The sequence below is a fragment of the Serratia sp. MF1(2023) genome, assembly GCF_030954545.1.
Classification (GTDB): Bacteria; Pseudomonadota; Gammaproteobacteria; order Enterobacterales; family Enterobacteriaceae; genus Serratia; species Serratia sarumanii.
Map to the genome: position 1 here is coordinate 1 of NZ_JAVHUX010000027.1, position 19,787 is coordinate 19,787.

At 57.8% G+C, this 19,787-nt stretch carries 17 protein-coding genes, 5 tRNA genes and 1 other RNA gene; 1 reads left to right on the top strand and 22 read right to left on the bottom strand.

What is annotated here, in order from left to right; all coding sequences use genetic code 11:
• Position 1: 1 nt before the first annotated feature.
• The 17 genes from REA38_RS14210 to cydA all read right to left on the bottom strand — a co-directional run bounded on the left by REA38_RS14210 (position 2) and on the right by cydA (position 9,874).
• A tRNA-Val gene (locus REA38_RS14210) sits at positions 2 to 77 on the bottom strand.
• A 45-nt stretch (positions 78 to 122) separates the two neighbouring features.
• Positions 123 to 258: non-coding RNA, RtT sRNA (locus REA38_RS14215), on the bottom strand.
• Positions 259 to 327: 69 nt separating this feature from the next.
• Positions 328 to 403, bottom strand: a tRNA-Lys gene (locus REA38_RS14220).
• A gap of 156 nt (positions 404 to 559) precedes the next feature.
• Positions 560 to 635 (bottom strand) — tRNA-Lys (locus REA38_RS14225).
• Positions 636 to 642: 7 nt separating this feature from the next.
• Positions 643 to 718: transfer RNA gene (locus REA38_RS14230), tRNA-Val, on the bottom strand.
• Positions 719 to 747: 29 nt separating this feature from the next.
• Positions 748 to 823 (bottom strand) — tRNA-Lys (locus tag REA38_RS14235).
• Positions 824 to 1,001: 178 nt separating this feature from the next.
• The gene (gene cpoB, locus REA38_RS14240; RefSeq protein ID WP_033647153.1) at positions 1,002 to 1,796 is read right to left on the bottom strand and encodes a cell division protein CpoB; all 795 of its coding nucleotides are present in this window, start codon (positions 1,794 to 1,796) and stop codon (positions 1,002 to 1,004) included.
• A gap of 9 nt (positions 1,797 to 1,805) precedes the next feature.
• Entirely contained in the window at positions 1,806 to 2,315 is a 510-nt protein-coding gene (gene pal / locus REA38_RS14245) for a peptidoglycan-associated lipoprotein Pal (RefSeq protein WP_025160033.1), read from the bottom strand.
• A gap of 44 nt (positions 2,316 to 2,359) precedes the next feature.
• Positions 2,360 to 3,652, bottom strand: a complete 1,293-nt coding sequence (gene tolB / locus REA38_RS14250; protein ID WP_060429653.1) for a Tol-Pal system beta propeller repeat protein TolB — start codon at positions 3,650 to 3,652, stop codon at positions 2,360 to 2,362.
• A gap of 132 nt (positions 3,653 to 3,784) precedes the next feature.
• Entirely contained in the window at positions 3,785 to 4,987 is a 1,203-nt protein-coding gene (tolA, locus tag REA38_RS14255) for a cell envelope integrity protein TolA (RefSeq protein ID WP_033647156.1), read from the bottom strand.
• A gap of 81 nt (positions 4,988 to 5,068) precedes the next feature.
• Positions 5,069 to 5,497: a colicin uptake protein TolR gene (tolR, locus tag REA38_RS14260; RefSeq protein WP_308886080.1), complete on the bottom strand. Its 429-nt coding sequence runs from the start codon at positions 5,495 to 5,497 to the stop codon at positions 5,069 to 5,071.
• Between the two features lie 12 nt (positions 5,498 to 5,509).
• Positions 5,510 to 6,193, bottom strand: a complete 684-nt coding sequence (tolQ, locus tag REA38_RS14265) for a Tol-Pal system protein TolQ (protein WP_004939862.1) — start codon at positions 6,191 to 6,193, stop codon at positions 5,510 to 5,512.
• A complete protein-coding gene (ybgC, locus tag REA38_RS14270; protein ID WP_025160034.1) occupies positions 6,190 to 6,594 on the bottom strand; it encodes a tol-pal system-associated acyl-CoA thioesterase in 405 nt (134 codons plus the stop codon). Before ybgC ends, tolQ begins: the two co-directional genes overlap by 4 nt.
• 130 nt (positions 6,595 to 6,724) lie before the next feature.
• Positions 6,725 to 7,021 (bottom strand): cyd operon protein YbgE, encoded by a 297-nt coding sequence (gene ybgE / locus REA38_RS14275; protein WP_033647158.1) that lies wholly within the window; start codon positions 7,019 to 7,021, stop codon positions 6,725 to 6,727.
• Positions 7,021 to 7,134, bottom strand: a complete 114-nt coding sequence (gene cydX, locus REA38_RS14280) for a cytochrome bd-I oxidase subunit CydX (protein ID WP_004939868.1) — start codon at positions 7,132 to 7,134, stop codon at positions 7,021 to 7,023. Before cydX ends, ybgE begins: the two co-directional genes overlap by 1 nt.
• Before the next feature lie 17 nt (positions 7,135 to 7,151).
• Entirely contained in the window at positions 7,152 to 8,291 is a 1,140-nt protein-coding gene (gene cydB, locus REA38_RS14285; protein ID WP_308886081.1) for a cytochrome d ubiquinol oxidase subunit II, read from the bottom strand.
• A 14-nt stretch (positions 8,292 to 8,305) separates the two neighbouring features.
• On the bottom strand, positions 8,306 to 9,874 hold the full coding sequence (gene cydA / locus REA38_RS14290) for a cytochrome ubiquinol oxidase subunit I (RefSeq protein ID WP_308886082.1): 1,569 nt from the start codon (positions 9,872 to 9,874) through the stop codon (positions 8,306 to 8,308).
• A gap of 683 nt (positions 9,875 to 10,557) precedes the next feature.
• Between cydA and REA38_RS14295 the strand changes: the two genes are divergently transcribed.
• Entirely contained in the window at positions 10,558 to 12,456 is a 1,899-nt protein-coding gene (locus REA38_RS14295; protein ID WP_308886083.1) for a 5'-nucleotidase C-terminal domain-containing protein, read from the top strand.
• 72 nt (positions 12,457 to 12,528) lie between these two features.
• Here the strand turns inward: REA38_RS14295 and sucD are convergent, their stop codons facing one another.
• The 5 genes from sucD to REA38_RS14320 all read right to left on the bottom strand — a co-directional run bounded on the left by sucD (position 12,529) and on the right by REA38_RS14320 (position 19,771).
• Complete coding sequence (sucD, locus tag REA38_RS14300; protein WP_004939878.1) at positions 12,529 to 13,401, bottom strand: succinate--CoA ligase subunit alpha; 873 nt, start codon at positions 13,399 to 13,401, stop codon at positions 12,529 to 12,531.
• Positions 13,401 to 14,567, bottom strand: a complete 1,167-nt coding sequence (gene sucC / locus REA38_RS14305; RefSeq protein ID WP_015376978.1) for an ADP-forming succinate--CoA ligase subunit beta — start codon at positions 14,565 to 14,567, stop codon at positions 13,401 to 13,403. The genes sucD and sucC overlap by 1 nt, the downstream gene beginning before the upstream one ends.
• A 122-nt stretch (positions 14,568 to 14,689) precedes the next feature.
• On the bottom strand, positions 14,690 to 15,907 hold the full coding sequence (gene odhB, locus REA38_RS14310) for a 2-oxoglutarate dehydrogenase complex dihydrolipoyllysine-residue succinyltransferase (protein ID WP_161726980.1): 1,218 nt from the start codon (positions 15,905 to 15,907) through the stop codon (positions 14,690 to 14,692).
• A 64-nt stretch (positions 15,908 to 15,971) separates the two neighbouring features.
• Entirely contained in the window at positions 15,972 to 18,779 is a 2,808-nt protein-coding gene (gene sucA / locus REA38_RS14315) for a 2-oxoglutarate dehydrogenase E1 component (protein WP_033647497.1), read from the bottom strand.
• A gap of 275 nt (positions 18,780 to 19,054) precedes the next feature.
• Complete coding sequence (locus REA38_RS14320; protein ID WP_004939885.1) at positions 19,055 to 19,771, bottom strand: succinate dehydrogenase iron-sulfur subunit; 717 nt, start codon at positions 19,769 to 19,771, stop codon at positions 19,055 to 19,057.
• Positions 19,772 to 19,787: the final 16 nt, after the last annotated feature.

The following is a 19,787-nucleotide window of genomic DNA, read 5'->3' on the forward strand; positions in this document are numbered from 1 at the left end:
GTGGTGGGTGATGACGGGCTCGAACCGCCGACCCCCTCCGTGTAAAGGAGATGCTCTACCAACTGAGCTAATCACCCACTGCTGTGGTACTGCTATTTTTCACACCTTGCTCTATCAAAGAGTGGTGGGTCGTGCAGGATAACTCGGCCTTTGGCCTCGCCCTTCGGGCCATCACCGGAGTGATGTTGTCTCGCTTTGCGAGACTCGAACCTTTACGGCTATCCGTCTATTTCATAGACGGCCCCTTCGGGCCAGCGCAAGCGCTGTTCAAAAGCGTAAACGCTTTTGTCTCATCCTGACGATTTAACACCTTGCTCTATCAAAGAGTGGTGGGTCGTGCAGGATTCGAACCTGCGACCAATTGATTAAAAGTCAACTGCTCTACCAACTGAGCTAACGACCCACTGATGTGGTTTACTGCTGATGGCGAATGGGTTACTGAAACCAACTCGCGGAAAACAAGGATGGGGATGTTCAGGACAACTCGACGGGTACTCGACTCGGACCTTTACTTTGCCACATCAAACCGATTCTGAAGCTGCCATTCTTTCTTAAAGAATGGTGGGTCGTGCAGGATTCGAACCTGCGACCAATTGATTAAAAGTCAACTGCTCTACCAACTGAGCTAACGACCCATAACAGTGGTGGGTGATGACGGGCTCGAACCGCCGACCCCCTCCGTGTAAAGGAGATGCTCTACCAACTGAGCTAATCACCCACTGTTGTGGTTACTGCTACTTCAGAAATTGGTGGGTCGTGCAGGATTCGAACCTGCGACCAATTGATTAAAAGTCAACTGCTCTACCAACTGAGCTAACGACCCAATTTCCCTGCCGCTTTAACATCTTGCAAGATGTCTTGGCAACGGCGGCATATATTACTAATTTATCTTGGCAGCGCAACCTAAATTTTTTACCGATGCGTTCAACTGCTTGTTCTTCACGCGAATGAGCCCAGAAATCGGTCAAATCGACTAACTTCTGGGCTCATTTTTCTGACTGTTAACCGCCTACGCGACTTTTCGCCTGTTTGGCCGCCGCACTGGTTGGGTACTGTTTAATCACCTGCTGGAACACGGCTTTGGCTTTATCGGCCTGCCCTTTCTCCTGCATGATGATACCCACCTTGTACATGGCGTCCGGCGCCTTCGGTGATTTAGCGTAATTCTTCACCACCACCGCAAAATAGTAGGCCGCGTCGTCTTTTTTACCCTTGTTGTAGAACAACTGGCCCAGCCAATAGTTGGCGTTGGGCTGGTAAGTAGACTTCGGGTACTGTTTTACGAAGGACTGAAAGGCGGAAATCGCCTGGTCATACTGTTTTTTTTCCAGTGCCAGAGAAACAGCGGCGTTGTAGTCGCTGTTCTCATCACCGCCGCTCGGCGTGGCGGAGGCGGCTGCGGGAGCGCTGCCGCCCGCATCGGAAGATGCGCCTGCGGCTGCCCCGCCGGCAGCGCCCGCGGCCGCAGAGGCGCTCTGAGCGCCGCCCTGGCTGAGGCTATCCATCTGCTGATAGATTTGCTTCTGGCGTTCAACCACCTGATTCAACTGATACTGGCTTTCCTGGATTTGCCCACGGAGAGAATCAATGTCGCGTTGGTTATCAGAGAGTTGTTGCTGGAGTTGATTTAAAAGCTGGCCTTGAGCATTGCTGATGCGCTCAAGCGAGGTGACGCGGTCTTCGACCGAGCCGGAGCCGACATTACTGATTGGCGCTTGGGCAGTAGCGGCCCAGGGGGCCGCTACGCCAACCAGTAACGACAGACTCAACAGGTGACGTCTGAAGTTACTGTTCATGCGATTCTCTTAGTAAACCAGAACGGCACGACGGTTTTTAGCATAAGCCGCTTCGTCGTGGCCCAGTACTGCTGGTTTTTCTTTACCGTAAGAAACGATAGAGATCTGGTCAGCGGAAACGCCTTTACCCTGCAGGTACATTTTAACGGCGTTAGCACGGCGCTCACCCAGAGCGATGTTGTATTCCGGCGTGCCGCGTTCGTCAGCGTGGCCTTCAACGGTCACTTTGTAAGACGGGTTGTTACGCAGGAATGCAGCGTGCGCGTCCAGCATCTGAGCGAATTCGGAGCTTACGTCATACTTGTCCAGGCCGAAGTAAACAATGTTGTTCTTCTGCAGTTCTTGCATCTGCAGACGAGCTTGTTCTTCGGAAGACAGGTTGCTGCTGCCGTTTTCCATACCAGTGCCAGCGCCCATACCAGATTGGTCGTTGTTTGCGCTTTTGTTAGAACTACAAGCTGCTACAGCCAGAACTGGCAGTGCCAGCAGAAGCCCTTTCAGCACTTTGTTCAGTTGCATTTCTTTGATCCTTTTATAGTTTGCCATACATATTTACACATGCATCACAGATACGGCGACCAGGCAGGGAATTTTACCTGTCCATCAGTTGCCGGAAGACGCGCTTTGAAACGCCCATCAGTTGACACCAACTGCAGCACGGAGCCCATACCTTGCGTGGAGCTATAGATCACCATGGTGCCGTTTGGCGCAATACTAGGCGTTTCATCGAGGAAGGTACCGGTCAAAACCTGAACGGCGCCCGATCCAAGATCTTGTTTGGCGATGTGTTGCGCACCACTGTTGGTGCTGACCATCACCAGGAATTTACCGTCGGAGCTGACTTCAGAATCCTGGTTCTGAGAGCCTTCCCACGTCAGGCGCTGTGCGGCACCGCCGCTGGCGCTGATTTTATAAATCTGCGGACGCCCGCCCTGGTCGGAGGTAAACGCCAGAGACTGGCCATCCGGGAACCAGGTCGGTTCGGTGTTGTTGTTGCGGCCATCGGTCAGCTGCGTGATCTGGCCGGAGCCGAGGTTCATCACGTACAGGTTCAGGCTACCGCTCTTGGACAGCGCGAAGGCCAGCTTGCTGCCGTCCGGCGAGAACGCCGGCGCACCGTTGTGGCGCGGGAACGAGGCGATCTGGCGGATGGCGCCGTTAGCCAGGGTCTGCACCACCAGCGCGGAACGGCCGCTCTCAAAGGTCACGTAAGCCAGTTTGCTGCCGTCCGGCGACCAGGCCGGGGACATCAGCGGCTCAGGCGAACGGTGCACCGTAAACTGGTTGTAACCGTCGTAATCCGCTACGCGCAGCTCATACGGGAATTTCCCGCCGTTGGTCTGCACGACGTAGGCGATACGGGTACGGAACGCGCCCTTGATGCCGGTCAGCTTCTCGAACACTTCGTCGCTGGCGGTATGGGCAGAATAACGCAACCACTGTTTGGTCACTTTATACTGATTCTGCGCCAATACGGTGCCCGGCGAACCCGAGGTGTCCACCAGCTGGTAGGAGATCAGGTAGCTGCCGTCGGCGCCAGGTTGAACCTGGCCGACAACCACGGCGTCGATGCCCAGCGCAGTCCAGGCCGCCGGAGTCACTTCAGACGCGGAGGTCGGTTGCTGCGGCATGCGCGCCACGTCGATCGGGTTGAATTTGCCGCTGTTACGCAGATCCGCGCCGACAATCTTGCCGATATCTTCCGGCGGCGTGCCTGGGCCCGCCCATTTAAACGGCACCACGCCAATCGGACGAGCGGAGTCGACCCCTTGGGTGATTTCAATGCGAACTTCCGCGTGCAGCACGGACGCCCACAGAATAAAAAAACCTAGCGCTACTCGAAATGCCTGCTTCATCTCATCTCCCTTATCCAGGCGGGATGCCTGCGATAAATTAGCAGAATTTTAACAAACCAACTTACGTAAAACTACATAATCCCTGTTGGTTACCTTAGTACATCCCTGTGATATCACTCAGTCAATCAACCGTTATTTCGGTTTGAATTCAAGGATAGAATTCTTAAAGTGCTGATAAACGGCATCGCTCGGCGGCTTCGGTATATGCGCCAACTTGGCGGCAGACACCGCGGCCTGACACAGAGCCGGATCGCCGCCCGCCGCTTGTACGCTTATCAGCAGGCCGTCCGGCGCCAGCTTGATACGCAGATCGCAGGTTTTGCCGGCGAACGAGCTGGCGTCATAGAACTTGCTCTGAATCGCCCCCTGAATTTGCCCCATATAACCACTGATATCCGCCCCGCTGGCCCCAGCCGTTTTGGCATTGCCCTGCCCGGCCGGTTTACCGTCGCCCTTCGATTTGGCACCGCCGCCTTTCGGCGCGTTCTTGCCGTCCGCCAGGCCACCAAACAGATCGTTGACCTCCTCCGATTGCTTCGCAGCCTCAGCGGCAGCCTTCTTCTTGGCGTCCGCGGCGGCTTTCTTGGCGGCAGCGGCTTTCTCTGCTGCAGCTTTCTTCTCGGCTTCCGCTGCGGCTTTTTTCTCGGCTTCAGCGGCCGCTTTCTTCTCCGCAGCTTCTGCGGCTTTTTGCTCTGCGGCGGCGGCCGCGGCTTTCTTCGCCTCTTCCGCCTGTTTCTTGGCGGCGGCAGCGGCGGCCGCTTCTTTCTTGGCTTCCGCTTCGGCTTTCTTCTGCGCGTCAGCCTGCGCTTTGGCTATCTTGTCCGCTTCAGCCTTCGCCTTCGCGGCGGCGGCCTCGGCGACCTTCTGTTGCTCTTTGGCCTTGGCTGCGGCGGCTTCCGCCGCTTTTTGCTGCTCGGCGGCCTGTTTCTGCTGCTCCGCCGCCTTCTGCTGTTGCTCAGCCTGCGCTTTGGCGTCCTGCGCGGCTTTCTCCTGCGCCGCCAAACGCTCTTTCTCCAGCTCTTTCAGGCGCTGCTGTTGCTCCGCCTGCTTCTGCTGAAGCTCTTCAGCCTGTTGCTCCGCCTTTTTCTGGCGCTGCTTTTCGGCACGCTGCGCATCGTTGCTCTGCTGCTGCTGGCGATTGTACTGCTCCACCACCGCGCCGGGATCGACCATCACCGCGCCCACCACGGTGCCATCACCGCCACCGCCGGCGCCCATGTCGACATTTTCCTGCAGCGATCCCCAAATCAGCAGGGCAATCAGTATGAAGTGCAGAACGACCGAAACAATAACGGCGCGGTTCAGCTTATCGTTTTGCTCAGTTGCCTTTACCAAAATAGATTCCCAAAAACTGGTGTTGCTTATACGGGGTTCCTGAGCCGCAGCGCAGGAACCGGGTTGCCGTTCGCCTTACGGTCAGATTGGCTGGGTCATCAGCCCCACGGAAGCCACGCCCGCCTGATGGAGAATATTCAATGCCTTGATAATCTCATCGTAAGGGACTTCCTTCGCACCGCCGATCAAAAAGACCGTTTTCGGGTTAGCCGCCAAACGCGACTTGGCTTCGGCCGCGACTTGCTCAGGCGGCAACAGCTCCATACGGTTGTGATCCACCACCAGGGTGTATTGACCTACGCCGGAAACCTCAAGGATCACCGGCGGATTGTCATCGCTGGACACCGTTTTGGAATCGGTGGCGTCCGGCAGGTCAACCTCCACGCTCTGCGTGATGATTGGCGCGGTTGCCATAAAGATCAGCAGCAGCACCAGCAACACGTCGAGCAGCGGAACGATGTTAATTTCGGACTTCAGCTCGCGCCGACTACGTCCACATACTCTCGCCATGCTACCTCCTACTTATTTGCTGTCGCTGGAGAAGGCCTGACGATGCAGAATAGCGGTGAACTCTTCCATAAAGTTGTCGTAATTCTGCTCAAGCTTGTTGACGCGCTGGTTGAGACGGTTATAGGCCATGACCGCCGGGATGGCGGCGAACAGACCGATCGCGGTGGCGATCAGCGCTTCGGCGATACCCGGCGCCACCATCTGCAGCGTGGCTTGCTTCACCGCGCCCAGCGCGATAAAGGCGTGCATGATCCCCCACACGGTGCCGAACAGGCCGATGTACGGGCTGATCGAACCGACGGTGCCGAGGAACGGAATATGGGTTTCCAGCGTTTCCAGCTCGCGATTCATCGAAATGCGCATCGCGCGCGACGCCCCTTCGATCACCGACTCCGGCGCATGGTTGTTGGCGCGGTGCAGGCGGGCGAACTCTTTGAAGCCGGAATGGAAGATCTGCTCGGAGCCGGTCAGGCTATCGCGACGCGCCTGACTTTCCTGGTACAGACGGGAAAGCTCGATACCGGACCAGAATTTGTCTTCAAAGGCTTCGGCGTCACGCGTCGCCGCATTGAGGATGCGGGTGCGCTGAATGATGATCGCCCAGGAGGCTACCGAGAAGCATATCAAAATCAACATGATAAGCTTAACCAGCAGGCTCGCCTTCAAGAATAAATCTAGGATGTTCATGTCAGTCACTGCTTAAACTCCGCGACAATAGACTTAGGAAGCGCTCTCGGCTTCATTTGGTGTGGATCAATACAGGCAATCAGGACATCTGCCTGGCTCAGTAGGGCCCCGTCAGAATTGACAATGCGTTGAGCAAACGTGAGAGAAGCCCCGCGCAGACAGGTGATTTCGCTCTGTACCTCCAGTTGCTCGTCGAGACGAGCCGGAGCCAGATAATCCACCGTCATGCGCCGGACGACAAAAGCGACTTGTTCACTGAGCAGCTGCTGTTGATGAAAGTTGTGCTGACGCAGCATCTCTGTGCGCGCTCTTTCAAAAAAGGCGACGTAGCGGGCGTGATAGACCACACCACTGGCATCGGTATCCTCGTAGTAAACGCGAACCGGCCATCGAAACAACGTATTACTCACTCTACTTCCCAGCAATGCAATTTAACGCTGCTACTATACGCAAGACGGATCGGGTTGGGAATGGGTTACAAGATGGGAATGAAAATAATTATGGGCCGTGAGGGCCCATAACATGGGGACATCGGGGAGATTATAAAGAAACGTAAAGTAATCCTGCGCACAAGATCACAATTGCGGGAAGCGGCGCGAAAAAGGCCCGCCAAATGCTGCGCTGCGGGCGGAATCCGAAACCGTGGATCACCCCGGCGCACACCGCCCAAATCAGCAGCAGCCCTTCCCAAATCTCCAGCGAGCTGGTTTTGGCGGCGAAACGCGTCGGATCCCAGAACACGCACCCCGCCAAAACCAACGCCAGCACCAGGGAAAGGGCCCGGATCGGGCCCTTGTCGGTGACAGCGTACAGCTTGTCAATCACGGACGAGCTCATCACTTACCGTCTTGCTGAGCTTTAGTCGCTTCGCTCTGCTCAAGCGCCAGCGCCGTGATGATGCCGAAGGCGCAGGCAAGAAGCGTTCCGAGAATCCAGGCAAAATACCACATGGTTTAGCTCCTTATCCTTAGTACAGCGAATGCTTGTTGTTTTCGATGTAGTTCTTGTCGAGGCGACCGAACATTTTGTAGTACGACCAGCTGGTGTACGCCAAAACGATAGGCACGAAGATCGCCGCCACGACGGTCATCACTTTCAGCGTCAACAGGCTCGACGTCGCGTCCCACATGGTCAGGCTGACGTTAGGCACGGTGCTGGACGGCATCACGAACGGGAACATGGTGACCCCGGCGGTGAGGATGACGCAGGCGATGGTCAGCGACGAGGTGACGAACGCCAGCGCGCCTTTCTCCAGACGCGAGAACAGGATGGTGAACAACGGCAGCACCACGCCCAGCGCAGGCAACGCCCACAGCAGCGGATACTTGTTGAAGTTGATCAGCCAGGCGCCGGCCTGATGCGCCACTTCTTTACGCAGCGGGTTGGATTCCGCCAGGGTGTCCAGCGCCGACGTCACGACGTAGCCGTCGATGCCTTTCACCAGCCACACGCCCGCCAGCAGGAAGCATACCGCCATGATCAGCGTCGCGATCTGCGCTGCGGCGCGTGACCGCAGGTGGATCTCGCCGGTGGTGCGCATCTGCAGGTAGGTCGCGCCCTGAGTGACCAGCATGGTCAGGCTGACCACGCCTGCCAACAGACCGAACGGATTCAGCAGTTGGAAGAAGTTGCCGGTGTAGAACAGACGCAGGTACTCGTCCACATGGAACGGCACGCCCTGCAGCAGGTTGCCGAACGCCACGCCGAACACCAATGCAGGCACGAAGGAACCGATGAAGATGCCCCAGTCCCACATGTTGCGCCAGCGGGTGCTCTCCAGCTTGGAACGGTAATCAAAACCGACCGGGCGGAAGAACAACGCCGCCAGCACCAGGATCATGGCGACGTAGAAGCCGGAGAAGGCCGCTGCGTAGACCATCGGCCAGGCGGCGAACAGCGCGCCGCCGGCGGTGATCAGCCACACCTGGTTACCGTCCCAGTGCGGGGCGATGGAGTTGATCATCACCCGGCGCTCGGTATCGGTTTTACCGATGATGCGCACCAGGATGCCGACGCCCATGTCGAAACCGTCGGTGACGGCGAAGCCGATCAGCAGTACGCCAACCAGCACCCACCAGATAAATCGCAGTACTTCATAGTCAAACATACGTGGACTCCTGTTTAGCGCGCTTCCTGCACGGCGGCAGTCGGTTGTTCAAAGTGGTAGCGGCCGGTTTTCAGGCTGCTTGGACCCAGACGCGCAAACTTGAACATCAGGTACATTTCAGCCACCAGGAACAGGGTGTACAAGCCGCAAATCAGCCCCATCGAGAACAGAATGTCGCCCGCGGTCAGCGAAGAGTTGGCGACTGCGGTCGGCAGCACCTCACCAATCGCCCACGGTTGACGGCCGTATTCCGCCACGAACCAGCCGGCTTCCACCGCGATCCACGGCAGCGGCAGGCCATACAGCGCCGCACGCAACAGCCATTTTTTCTGGCCGATGCGGCCGCGCACCACGCTCAGGAAGGACAGGCCGATAATCAGCAGCATCAGCACGCCACAGGCCACCATGATGCGGAAGGCGAAGTACAGCGGCGCCACGCGTGGAATGGAGTCCTTGGTCGCCTGCTGGATCTGCGCTTCCGTCGCGTCGCTGACGTTCGGGGTATAACGCTTCAGCAGCATGCCGTAGCCCAAGTCTTGCTTGGTTTTGTTGAATTCCGCACGCACCGCAGGATCGGTATTGCCGCCGCGCAGCTCTTCCAGCAGCTGGTAGGCTTTCATGCCGTTGCGGATGCGCACTTCATGTTGCGCCAGTAGATCTTTCAGGCCGGTGACCTGAGTGTCCGTGGAGCGGGTGGCGATCAGGCCAAGCGCATACGGGATCTGAATAGAGAAGGAGTTTTCCATCTTGTCCTGATCGGGAATGCCGAACAGGGTGAAGGACGCCGGCGCCGGCTGGGTATCCCACTCCGCTTCGATAGCGGCCAGTTTGGTTTTCTGCACGTCGCCCATTTCGTAACCGGATTCATCACCCAGAACGATAACGGACAGAATGGCAGCCATGCCGAAGCTGGCGGCGATGGCGAAGGAGCGCTTGGCGAAGGCGATGTCGCGGCCCTTCAGCAGATAGTAGGAGCTGATGCCCAGCACGAACATGGCGCCGGTGGTGTAACCTGCAGCCACGGTGTGAACGAATTTCACCTGCGCAACCGGGTTAAGCACCAGCTCGGAGAAGCTGACCATCTCCATGCGCATGGTTTCGAAGTTGAAATCCGACGCGATCGGGTTCTGCATCCAGCCGTTGGCGACCAGGATCCACAGCGCGGACAGGTTGGAGCCGAGGGCCACGAACCAGGTTACCGCCATGTGCTGCACCTTGCTCAGACGATCCCAGCCGAAGAAGAACAGGCCGACCAGCGTCGATTCAAGGAAGAACGCCATCAGACCTTCGATAGCCAGTGGGGCCCCGAAGATGTCGCCGACGTAATGAGAGAAATACGACCAGTTGGTCCCGAACTGGAACTCCATGGTCAAACCGGTGGCCACACCCAGAGCAAAGTTAATCGCAAATAACTTTCCCCAGAATTTGGTCATGTCTTTATAGATTTGTTTGCCAGACAGGACATATACCGTTTCCATAATTGCCAGCAAGAACGCCATACCGAGCGTTAATGGGACAAATAAGAAATGGTACATCGCCGTTAAAGCAAACTGTAAGCGCGACAGTTCGACAATATCAAACATCTTGACTCCTTGCTCCTCGCAGGAAGACTCCGACACGCGGTTATCGGCACGCTTCTTTCAAAGCCGCCAGTAACGCCCCGCAGTGAATGCCCTTAAACACAACAAATTTGATCCAGCTTCTCCGCTTTCAACCGCACACTCGGCCAATAGCCCCTCGGGCCGTCGACAAGCACGCCACTGAAAACCGACAACGGGTAACAAATGCAACAAGATCAACCATCCATAATCACAACATGGATGATACTCGCCCAATCCCACACAATAAATAGGTTTTTACGTGACGTGGGTTAGACTTTTGGTTACAGGTCAAATCTTAGCCGAAAGAGGTACTTCGGGCTAATTTGATCTGAGACAATTTAAGCCTATCCGCATCTTATTTCCATATTCATCAGCACATTTCGCATAATTTTCTTAGGGTCATGTTGCGCAATGGTTTAATTGTTTTTTAATGATATTTTTGTGTTAAATAAATGTAATTTAAAAGAGCCGCCATTGTATTATTACGCGCTTATTATGCGACATAATTAACCTTTTATTTCCAATAAGCCGTGACAGTGATAGCAGTCACAAAACAACAAATCTCTCTCCAATATTAGTCTATTTCTCGCGATGGGATCGTAAAGGTTGCGATTTTGTAGCAGAATGACCACTTATGTTAAAATTGCATTGAGTGACAATAACTTATGAAAAAAATCATCTTTGCCTCTGTCTTGGGACTCTCGGGAAACGCCATGGCCGCCGAAACGGTAAATATCACCCTGCTGGGCACCTCCGATCTGCACGGCACCTTCGTGCCTTGGGACTACGCCAGCGACACGGAAAATCTGGCGGGCAGCCTGAGCCAGATAGCCACCCAGGTCAAAAAGGTGCGCGCCGAGCAGCCCAACCTGATCCTAGTGGACGCCGGCGACACCATTCAGGGCAACTTCGTCGAAACCTTCAAGCATGAGGCCGTCAGCCCGATGATGCTGGGCCTCAACGCGCTCAATTATGACGTCTGGGTGATGGGCAACCACGAGTTCGACTTCGGCCTGCCGGTGCTGGCTACGCCGCTCAAGCAGTTCAAGGGCGCGGCGCTGGCGGGAAATATCGTCTGGGACAACGGCAAGCCCTATCTGCCGGCCTACACCATCGTCGAACGCCAGGGCGTGAAGATCGGCATTATCGGCATGGACACGCCGATGACCGCGGAATTCGCCAAGGGCACCGATCGCATCAAAGGGCTGAACTTCACCGATCCGGTGCAGGCGGTGAAGCAGGTCATCAGGCAAATCGACGGCCAGGTCGACGCCATCGTGCTGGTGGCGCATATGGGCATCGACAATGAGAACCAGCGCCCCGGCACCGGCGTGGCCGACATCGCCAACGCCAACCCGGAGCTGGCGGCGATCGTCGCCGGCCATATGCATGTGAAGATCGACAAAGCGGTGGTTAACGGCGTCATCATCACCGAGCCGGATAAATACGGCCGCGCGCTGTCGCGCATCGATCTGCAGTTTGAACGCCGCGACGGCAAATTCACGCTGATCGACAAAAACAGCTACACCTACCCCATCAAGGGGATGACGCCGGACAGCGCCATGCAGGCTCTCTACCAGCCGTACCATGACATTTTGCGCGCCAATGCCAACCGGGTCGTGGCGAAGCTGAGCGGCAGCGATCTGGTGCCCGCCGACGAATTCCGCGGCATTCCCCAGGTGCACGTGCAGGATACCGGCATCAGCGCGCTGTTCCAGCAGGCCGCCCGCCACTATGCGCCGCTGGCGCAGGTGATCGCCCTGCAGATCGACAACGATCGCGCCAAACTGGACGTCGGCGACATCAAGGCCAAGGATATCGCCTTTAACTACCAATACGCCGGCGGCGAGATCACCGTGTATCAGCTCAACGGCAAAGCGCTTAAACGCTACATGGAGTGGTCCGCCGACTATTTCAATCAGCTGCAGCCGGGCGACGTCACCTACAGCTTTAACCCGGCGCGGCGATCGTCCAAATATTCCACCAACGATTTCTTCGACGGCGTCACTTACACCATCGATCTGCGCCAACCCACCGGCGCGCGCATTGTCGATCTGCGCCTGACGGACGGCACGCCGGTCACCGACGATATGCCGATCCGTCTGGGCATGAACAGTTACCGCATGGGCCACCTGACGCAAAAGGGTGGCGCGCTGGGGGGGCAATCCTTCCCGGTGCTGTTCGACAGCAAAGCGCAATACGGTGAAGAAGAAGGCACCATTCGCCACCTGACCCTGCGCTACCTGACGGAGGTGAAACACGGCCAGTATCAGGGCGTGGCGCCGCGGCGCTGGAAGCTGGTCGGCATGGAGGGTTACGAACCGCAGCGGGCGATCGTCAAACGGCTGCTCAATGAGGGCGTTATCCAGGTACCGACCACCGACGACGGCCGCTACACCAACGTCGCGTCGATCAACGTCAAAAACGCGCTGTTCCGCAACGCCGACGATTACCGCGCCTCCCTCACCTCGCTGGAGCAACAGCGCCAAGCCGCCGTGGATCCGGTGCAACAGCGCCGCCTGCAGGATCGGATCGCGCTGATCAAGGCGCTCAACGACTTCTGATCGTCGCCCATAAAAAAGGCCACCCAATGGGTGGCCAAACATGTCGAGATAGTGTTATTTCGTACTAAATGCTTAGCGCTTCAGCACCGCTTTTACCGCGTCGCCGATGTCCGCCAGGCTGCGAACGGTTTTCACGCCCGCCGCTTCCAGCGCAGCAAACTTCTCGTCCGCCGTGCCTTTGCCGCCTGCGATGATGGCGCCCGCGTGACCCATACGCTTGCCTTTCGGCGCGGTTACGCCGGCGATGTAGCCGACAACCGGTTTGGTGACGTGTTCTTTGATGTAAGCTGCCGCTTCTTCTTCAGCGCTGCCGCCGATCTCACCGATCATCACGATCGCTTCGGTCTGCGGATCCTGCTGGAACATCTTCAGGATATCGATGAAGTTGGAGCCCGGGATCGGGTCGCCGCCGATGCCCACGCAGGTGGATTGGCCCAGACCGGCATCGGTGGTTTGTTTCACCGCTTCATAGGTCAGGGTGCCGGAGCGGGAAACGATGCCCACTTTGCCCGGCAGGTGGATGTGGCCAGGCATGATGCCGATTTTGCACTCGCCTGGGGTGATCACACCAGGGCAGTTCGGCCCGATCATGCGCACGCCGGCTTCGTCCAGCTTCACTTTCACGGTCAGCATGTCCAGGGTCGGGATGCCTTCGGTGATGGTGATGATCAGTTTGATACCGGCATCGATCGCTTCCAGGATGGAGTCTTTGCAGAACGGCGCTGGAACGTAGATCACCGAGGCAGTGGCGCCGGTCGCTTCAACCGCTTCGCGCACGGTGTTGAACACCGGCAGGCCCAGGTGCTGAGTGCCGCCTTTGCCCGGGGTTACGCCGCCAACCATTTTGGTGCCGTAAGCGATAGCTTGTTCGGAGTGGAAAGTCCCCTGGCTACCGGTGAAGCCCTGGCAAATTACTTTGGTGTTCTTATCGATTAAAATGGACATTATTTACCCTCCACTGCTGCAACAACTTGCTGAGCCGCATCAGTCAGGCTGGTCGCAGCAATGATATTCAGGCCGCTGTCCGCCAGTTTCTTGGCGCCCAGTTCGGCGTTGTTCCCTTCCAAGCGCACCACCACCGGGACGTTAACGCCCACTTCGGCCACTGCGCCGATGATGCCGTCGGCGATCAGATCGCAACGTACGATACCACCGAAGATGTTAACCAGAACCGCTTTCACCTTGTCGTCGGACAGGATGATTTTGAACGCTTCGGTCACGCGCTCTTTGGTCGCGCCGCCGCCAACGTCCAGGAAGTTGGCCGGTTCGCCGCCGTGCAGTTTAACGATGTCCATGGTGCCCATCGCCAGGCCGGCGCCGTTAACCATGCAGCCGATGTTGCCGTCGAGGGCAACGTAGTTCAGCTCCCACTGAGCCGCACGGGATTCGCGCTCGTCTTCCTGGGAAGGGTCACGCATTTCACGCAGTTCCGGCTGGCGGAACAGGGCATTGCCGTCGGCGCCCAGTTTGCCGTCCAGACACACCAGATCGCCCTGCTTGGTGATCACCAGCGGGTTGATCTCAACCATCGCCAGGTCACGCTCCAGGAACAGCGTCGCCAGGCCCATGAAGATCTTGGCGAACTGGCTGACTTGCTTACCGGTCAGGCCCAGTTTGAAGGCCAGCTCACGGCCCTGATAAGGCTGTGGACCCGCCAGCGGATCGATGGTCATTTTGTGGATCAGTTCTGGGGTTTCTTCCGCCACCTTCTCGATTTCCACGCCGCCTTCGGTAGACGCCATGAACACGATGCGACGGGTCGCACGGTCTACGACGGCGCCCAGGTACAGTTCTTTATCGATGTCGGTCGCCGCTTCTACCAGGATCTGGTTAACCGGCTGGCCCAGCGCGTCAGTCTGGTAAGTCACCAGACGCTTGCCCAACCAGGCTTCCGCGAAGGCACGGATATCTTCTTTGCTGTTGACGACTTTAACGCCGCCCGCTTTACCGCGGCCGCCAGCATGAACCTGACATTTCACCACCCACGGGCCGGAGCCGATTTTGGATGCGGCTTCTTCTGCTTCACGCGGAGTGGTACAGGCGTAACCGGTCGGTGCCGGCATGCCATACCGAGCAAACAGCTGTTTTGCCTGATATTCGTGTAAATTCATGATGTTCTATCCATTCAGTTCTGAAGGTTTTTAGCCGGACCATTATTACGCGGTAAACCGCATGGTTTTCCGGCCACATAGCACAGAGTGCGGGCGCGGCATGCCGCGCCCGGCAAGGGTTACTAGACGTCCAGCAGCAGACGAGCCGGATCTTCCAGCATCTCTTTGACCGTCACCAGATAACCGACGGATTCTTTACCGTCGATCAGGCGGTGGTCATAAGACAGCGCCAGATACATCATCGGCTGGATCACCACCTGACCATTGACCGCCATTGGGCGATCTTTGATGGCGTGCATGCCCAGGATGGCGCTCTGCGGCGGGTTGATGATCGGGGTGGACATCAGCGAGCCGAATACGCCGCCGTTGGTAATGGTGAAGTTACCGCCGGTCAGCTCTTCCACGGTCAGTTTGCCGTCGCGGCCCTTAACGGCCAGCTCTTTGATTTTCTTCTCGATGTCAGCCATGCTCATGGCGTCTACATCGCGCAGTACCGGCGTCACCAGGCCGCGCGGGGTCGAAACCGCGATGCTGATGTCGAAGTAGTTGTGGTAAACCACGTCGGAACCGTCGATCGACGCGTTCACTTCCGGGAAGCGCTTCAGTGCTTCAACCACCGCCTTGATGTAGAAGGACATGAAGCCCAGACGCACGCCGTGGCGCTTCTCGAAGGCTTCGCCGTACTGCTTGCGTAGATCCATGATCGGCTGCATGTTGATTTCGTTGAAGGTGGTCAGCATCGCGGTGCTGTTCTTCGCTTCCAGCAGACGCTCGGCGACGCGTTTGCGCAGGCGAGTCATCGGCACGCGTTTTTCGCTGCGGCCGGCCAGAGCAGGCTGCGGTGCGGCTTCAGCGGTGGCGGCCGGTTTGGCGGCGGCACCGCCTTTGGCCAGGTGCGCTTCCACGTCTTCACGCGTGATGCGGCCACCCACGCCGGTGCCTTTGATGGTGCCGGCATCGAGATCGTGTTCGGCGATCAGGCGGCGAATCGCCGGGCTGAGCGCGTCATTGCTTTCTTCTTCCAGGCTCGCGGTAGCGCGCTGTGCAGGCGTGGCTTCTTTCTCCTGGCTCTTCTCAGCGGTCGGCTTGCCGGAGCTGTCGCCCGGACGGATGCGGCCGAGCAGCTGGCGAGACAGTACGGTCGCGCCCTCTTCTTCCACGATAGCATCGAGAATGCCCGCTTCACTGGCCGGCACTTCCAACACCACTTTGTCGGTTTCGATTTCAACCAGGACTTCATCACGCTGCACGCTGTCGCCCGGTTTTTTGTGCCAGGTGGCTACGGTCGCATCGGCAACCGATTCAGGAAGGTCAGGAACCAGAATATCTACGCTACTCATTTAGCTTTCCCTTAAGTTTTTTATCATCTGCTTGCCGGCCCCTCGGCCGGCAAGCGAGCGAACATTAGTCAATATTCAGCGCGTCGTTCACCAGAGCCTGCTGCTGCTTCTGGTGTACGGACATATAGCCCACCGCCGGAGAAGCGGAGGCCGGACGTCCTGCGTAACGTAAAGAAGCCCCGAACGGCACCACTTCACGGAAGTTGTGTTGGCTGCAGTACCAGGCGCCCTGGTTCAGCGGCTCTTCCTGACACCAGACGAAATCATGCACGTGCGAGTATTGCTCCAGCACGGCCTGCACGGCCTGATGCGGGAACGGATACAGCTGCTCGATACGCACGATAGCCACGTCTTTCTGCTCGTTCTTGCGACGCTGTTCCAGCAGGTCGTAGTAGACCTTGCCGGAGCACAGCACGACGCGCTTGACCGCTTTCGGATCCAAGTCGTCGATCTCGCCGATCGCCGGCAGGAAGGTGCCGTTGGCCAGTTCGTCCAGCGAAGAAATCGCCAGCGGGTGACGCAGCAGCGACTTCGGCGACATCACCACCAGCGGGCGGCGCATACCGCGCAGCGCCTGACGGCGCAGCATATGGTAAACCTGCGCCGGCGTGGACGGGACGCACACCTGCATGTTCTGCTCTGCGCACAGCTGCAGATAGCGTTCCAGACGTGCGGAAGAGTGCTCTGGGCCCTGGCCTTCATAGCCGTGCGGCAGCAGCATCACCAGGCCGCACATACGGCCCCATTTTTGCTCGCCGGAGCTGATGAACTGGTCGATAACGACCTGCGCGCCGTTGGCGAAGTCACCGAACTGCGCTTCCCAGATGGTCAGCGTGCGCGGTTCCGCCGTGGCGTAGCCGTATTCGAACGCCAGCACCGCCTCTTCGGACAGCACGGAGTCCCAGACCTTGAATTCGCCCTGGCCGCTGTGGATGTTCGCCAGCGGAACGTAGACCGAACCGTTTTTCTGGTTGTGCACCACCGCGTGACGGTGGAAGAAGGTACCGCGGCCGGCGTCTTCGCCGGAGATGCGGATTGGAATGCCTTCATCCGCCATGGTGGCGTAGGCCAGCGTTTCGGCGGCGCCCCAGTCGAACGGCTTGTTGCCCGCTGCCATCTCGGCGCGGTCCGCGTAGATTTTCGCCACGCGCGACTGCATTTCGATCGCTTCCGGCACGGTGCTGATGCGGCGGCCCAGCTCCTGCAGGCGCTTCATCTCAACCTTGCTCGGGTACTCTTCGTCCCACTCGTGGTTCAGGTACGGTGACCAGGTGAAGGAGTGCAGGTTCATCGGACGCCACTCTTCAACCACGCAATCGCCGCGGTCGAGCGCGTCGCGGTACAGGTTGACCATTTCCGTGGCATCTTCCAGGCTGGCCACGTTCTGTTCGGTCAGAACGTCAGCGTAGATTTTGCGCGGCGTAGGGTGTTTCTTGATCTTCTGATACATCACCGGCTGGGTGGCGCTCGGCTCGTCGGCCTCGTTGTGCCCATGGCGACGGTAGCAAACCAGATCGATCATCACGTCACGCTTAAAGGTGTTACGGAAATCCAACGCCAGGCGGGTGACGAAGGCCACGGCCTCCGGATCGTCCGCATTGACGTGGAAGATCGGTGCCTGAACCATTTTGGCGATGTCGGTGCAGTATTCGGTAGAGCGCGCATCCAGCGGGTTGGAGGTGGTGAAACCAACCTGGTTGTTGATGACGATACGCACGGTGCCGCCCACTTCGTAGCCGCGAGCCTGAGACATGTTCAGGGTTTCCTGAACCACGCCCTGGCCGGTGATGGCGGCGTCGCCGTGAATGGTGATCGGCAGCACCATGTTGCTGCGCGCTTCGTCCAAGCGATCGCGACGGGCGCGAACCGAGCCCATGACCACCGGGCTGACGATCTCCAGGTGCGACGGGTTGAACGCCAGCGCCAGGTGAACCATGCCGCCTTCGGTTTCGACGTCGGAAGAGAAGCCCTGGTGGTATTTCACGTCACCGGTGCCGAGGTGTTCTTTATGCTTGCCGGCAAATTCGTCGAACAGGTCGGCCGGCTTTTTGCCCAGCACGTTGATCAGCACGTTCAGACGACCGCGGTGGGCCATGCCCAACACCACTTCGCGCGTGCCGTTCTTACCTGCGTGGCGCACCATCTCTTTCAGCATCGGCACCAGCGCGTCTCCGCCTTCCAGCGAGAAGCGTTTGGCACCCGGGAATTTGGCGCCCAGGTAACGTTCCAGGCCTTCCGCCGCGGTCAGCTCGTTCAGGAAACGGCGTTTTTCGTCGGCGGTAAAGCTGGCGCGCCCCACCACCGACTCGATGCGCTGTTGGATCCAGCGTTTCTCTTCGGTGTTGGTGATGTGCATGTACTCAGCGCCGATCGAGCCGCAATAGGTCTGCTTCAGCGCGGCGTACAGATCGCCCAGCTTCATGGTTTCTTTGCCGATGGCGAAAGAGCCCACGTTGAAGGTTTCCTGGAAATCGGCTTCGGTCAGGTTGTGGTAAGCGGGATCAAGGTCAGGAACTTGCTCGCGCTGCCACAGGCCGAGCGGATCGAGGTTGGCATGCTGATGCCCGCGGAAGCGGAAGGCGTTGATCAGCTGCAGTACCTTGACCTGTTTGGCGTCGGTTTCCGGATCGGTGATGGTGGTATTGTAGCGCGCGGAGTCTTTCGCCAGGCGGCGGAAGTAATCGCGCGTTTGAGAGTGAAGCTGATCGGGTTTGACACCCGCGGTTGGTAGCTGTTGAAAAATGGAACGCCAGCTATCTTCAACGGAACCCGGATCGGTTAAGAAGTCTTCATAGAGCTGCTCTATGTAAGACTGGTTCGCGCCCGCCAGATAGGAGGAATCCAGCCAGGCCTTCATTGCGCCGTTCTGCATCATGATCCCTTAAGCTTTGAAGCTTTAGTTTTCGCCGTGGTTAACATAATTACCGTGATGAATACGGTTTGCCGTAAAACGGTTCACTCGACGTACTTGCGGCCATGACGGCCCGATACGTTCTGTTATGGACCTTGCGGTCCCTTACAAGGAACCTCTAAAAACCGGCGGAAGAACCAGGCTGCATAGCGCCGCAGCCGCGGGTCAGTTTTTAGAGGTTCCCTCCCCTATGGGATGTGCGCCGGAAAAGAGCCCGGCGCAGCATCTCATTCCGTTTATGCGCCGCGTTGCAGCAGCATGGACTTGATATGCCCGATAGCACGCGTCGGGTTCAAGCCTTTAGGACATACACTGACACAATTCATAATGCTATGGCAGCGGAAAACACTAAAAGCGTCGTCCAGATCATCTAAACGTTCTTGCGTTTCCGTGTCACGGCTGTCGATCAGGAAGCGATACGCCGCCAACAGACCGGCAGGCCCGATGAACTTGTCCGGGTTCCACCAGAACGATGGGCAAGAGGTCGAGCAGCAGGCGCACAGAATGCACTCGTACAGACCGTCCAGCTTGGCGCGCTGCTCCGGCGACTGCAGGTGCTCGCGCGCCGGCGGGTTCTTGCCGTCGTTCAGCAGGTATGGCTTGATCTTTTCATACTGGGTGTAGAACTGGCCCATATCCACCACCAGATCGCGCACCACCGGCAGGCCCGGCAGCGGACGGATCACGATCTTGCCGTTGCCTTTGCGCAGCGACGAAATCGGGGTGATGCACGCCAGGCCGTTTTTACCGTTCATGTTCAGGCCATCGGAACCGCACACGCCTTCGCGGCATGAGCGACGGAACGACAGGGTCGGGTCTTTTTCTTTCAGCTGGATCAACGCATCCAGCAGCATCATGTCGCGACCTTCTTCCGCTTCCAGGGTGTAATCCTGCATGTGCGGCGCGTCATCGACATCCGGGTTGTAGCGATAAATGGAAAATTCGAGTTTCATCTGTCGATCTCCGCAA

What these genes read in the sequence shown, in the direction of transcription:
- cpoB (WP_033647153.1), bottom strand. Translation starts at nt 1,796, where the DNA reads ATGAACAGTAACTTCAGACGTCACCTGTTGAGTCTGTCGTTACTGGTT.
- pal (WP_025160033.1), bottom strand. Translation starts at nt 2,315, where the DNA reads ATGCAACTGAACAAAGTGCTGAAAGGGCTTCTGCTGGCACTGCCAGTT.
- tolB (WP_060429653.1), bottom strand. Translation starts at nt 3,652, where the DNA reads ATGAAGCAGGCATTTCGAGTAGCGCTAGGTTTTTTTATTCTGTGGGCG.
- tolR (WP_308886080.1), bottom strand. Translation starts at nt 5,497, where the DNA reads ATGGCGAGAGTATGTGGACGTAGTCGGCGCGAGCTGAAGTCCGAAATT.
- ybgE (WP_033647158.1), bottom strand. Translation starts at nt 7,021, where the DNA reads ATGAGCTCGTCCGTGATTGACAAGCTGTACGCTGTCACCGACAAGGGC.
- cydX (WP_004939868.1), bottom strand. Translation starts at nt 7,134, where the DNA reads ATGTGGTATTTTGCCTGGATTCTCGGAACGCTTCTTGCCTGCGCCTTC.
- cydB (WP_308886081.1), bottom strand. Translation starts at nt 8,291, where the DNA reads ATGTTTGACTATGAAGTACTGCGATTTATCTGGTGGGTGCTGGTTGGC.
- cydA (WP_308886082.1), bottom strand. Translation starts at nt 9,874, where the DNA reads ATGTTTGATATTGTCGAACTGTCGCGCTTACAGTTTGCTTTAACGGCG.
- REA38_RS14295 (WP_308886083.1), top strand. Translation starts at nt 10,558, where the DNA reads ATGAAAAAAATCATCTTTGCCTCTGTCTTGGGACTCTCGGGAAACGCC.
- sucD (WP_004939878.1), bottom strand. Translation starts at nt 13,401, where the DNA reads ATGTCCATTTTAATCGATAAGAACACCAAAGTAATTTGCCAGGGCTTC.
- sucC (WP_015376978.1), bottom strand. Translation starts at nt 14,567, where the DNA reads ATGAATTTACACGAATATCAGGCAAAACAGCTGTTTGCTCGGTATGGC.
- odhB (WP_161726980.1), bottom strand. Translation starts at nt 15,907, where the DNA reads ATGAGTAGCGTAGATATTCTGGTTCCTGACCTTCCTGAATCGGTTGCC.
- sucA (WP_033647497.1), bottom strand. Translation starts at nt 18,779, where the DNA reads ATGCAGAACGGCGCAATGAAGGCCTGGCTGGATTCCTCCTATCTGGCG.
- REA38_RS14320 (WP_004939885.1), bottom strand. Translation starts at nt 19,771, where the DNA reads ATGAAACTCGAATTTTCCATTTATCGCTACAACCCGGATGTCGATGAC.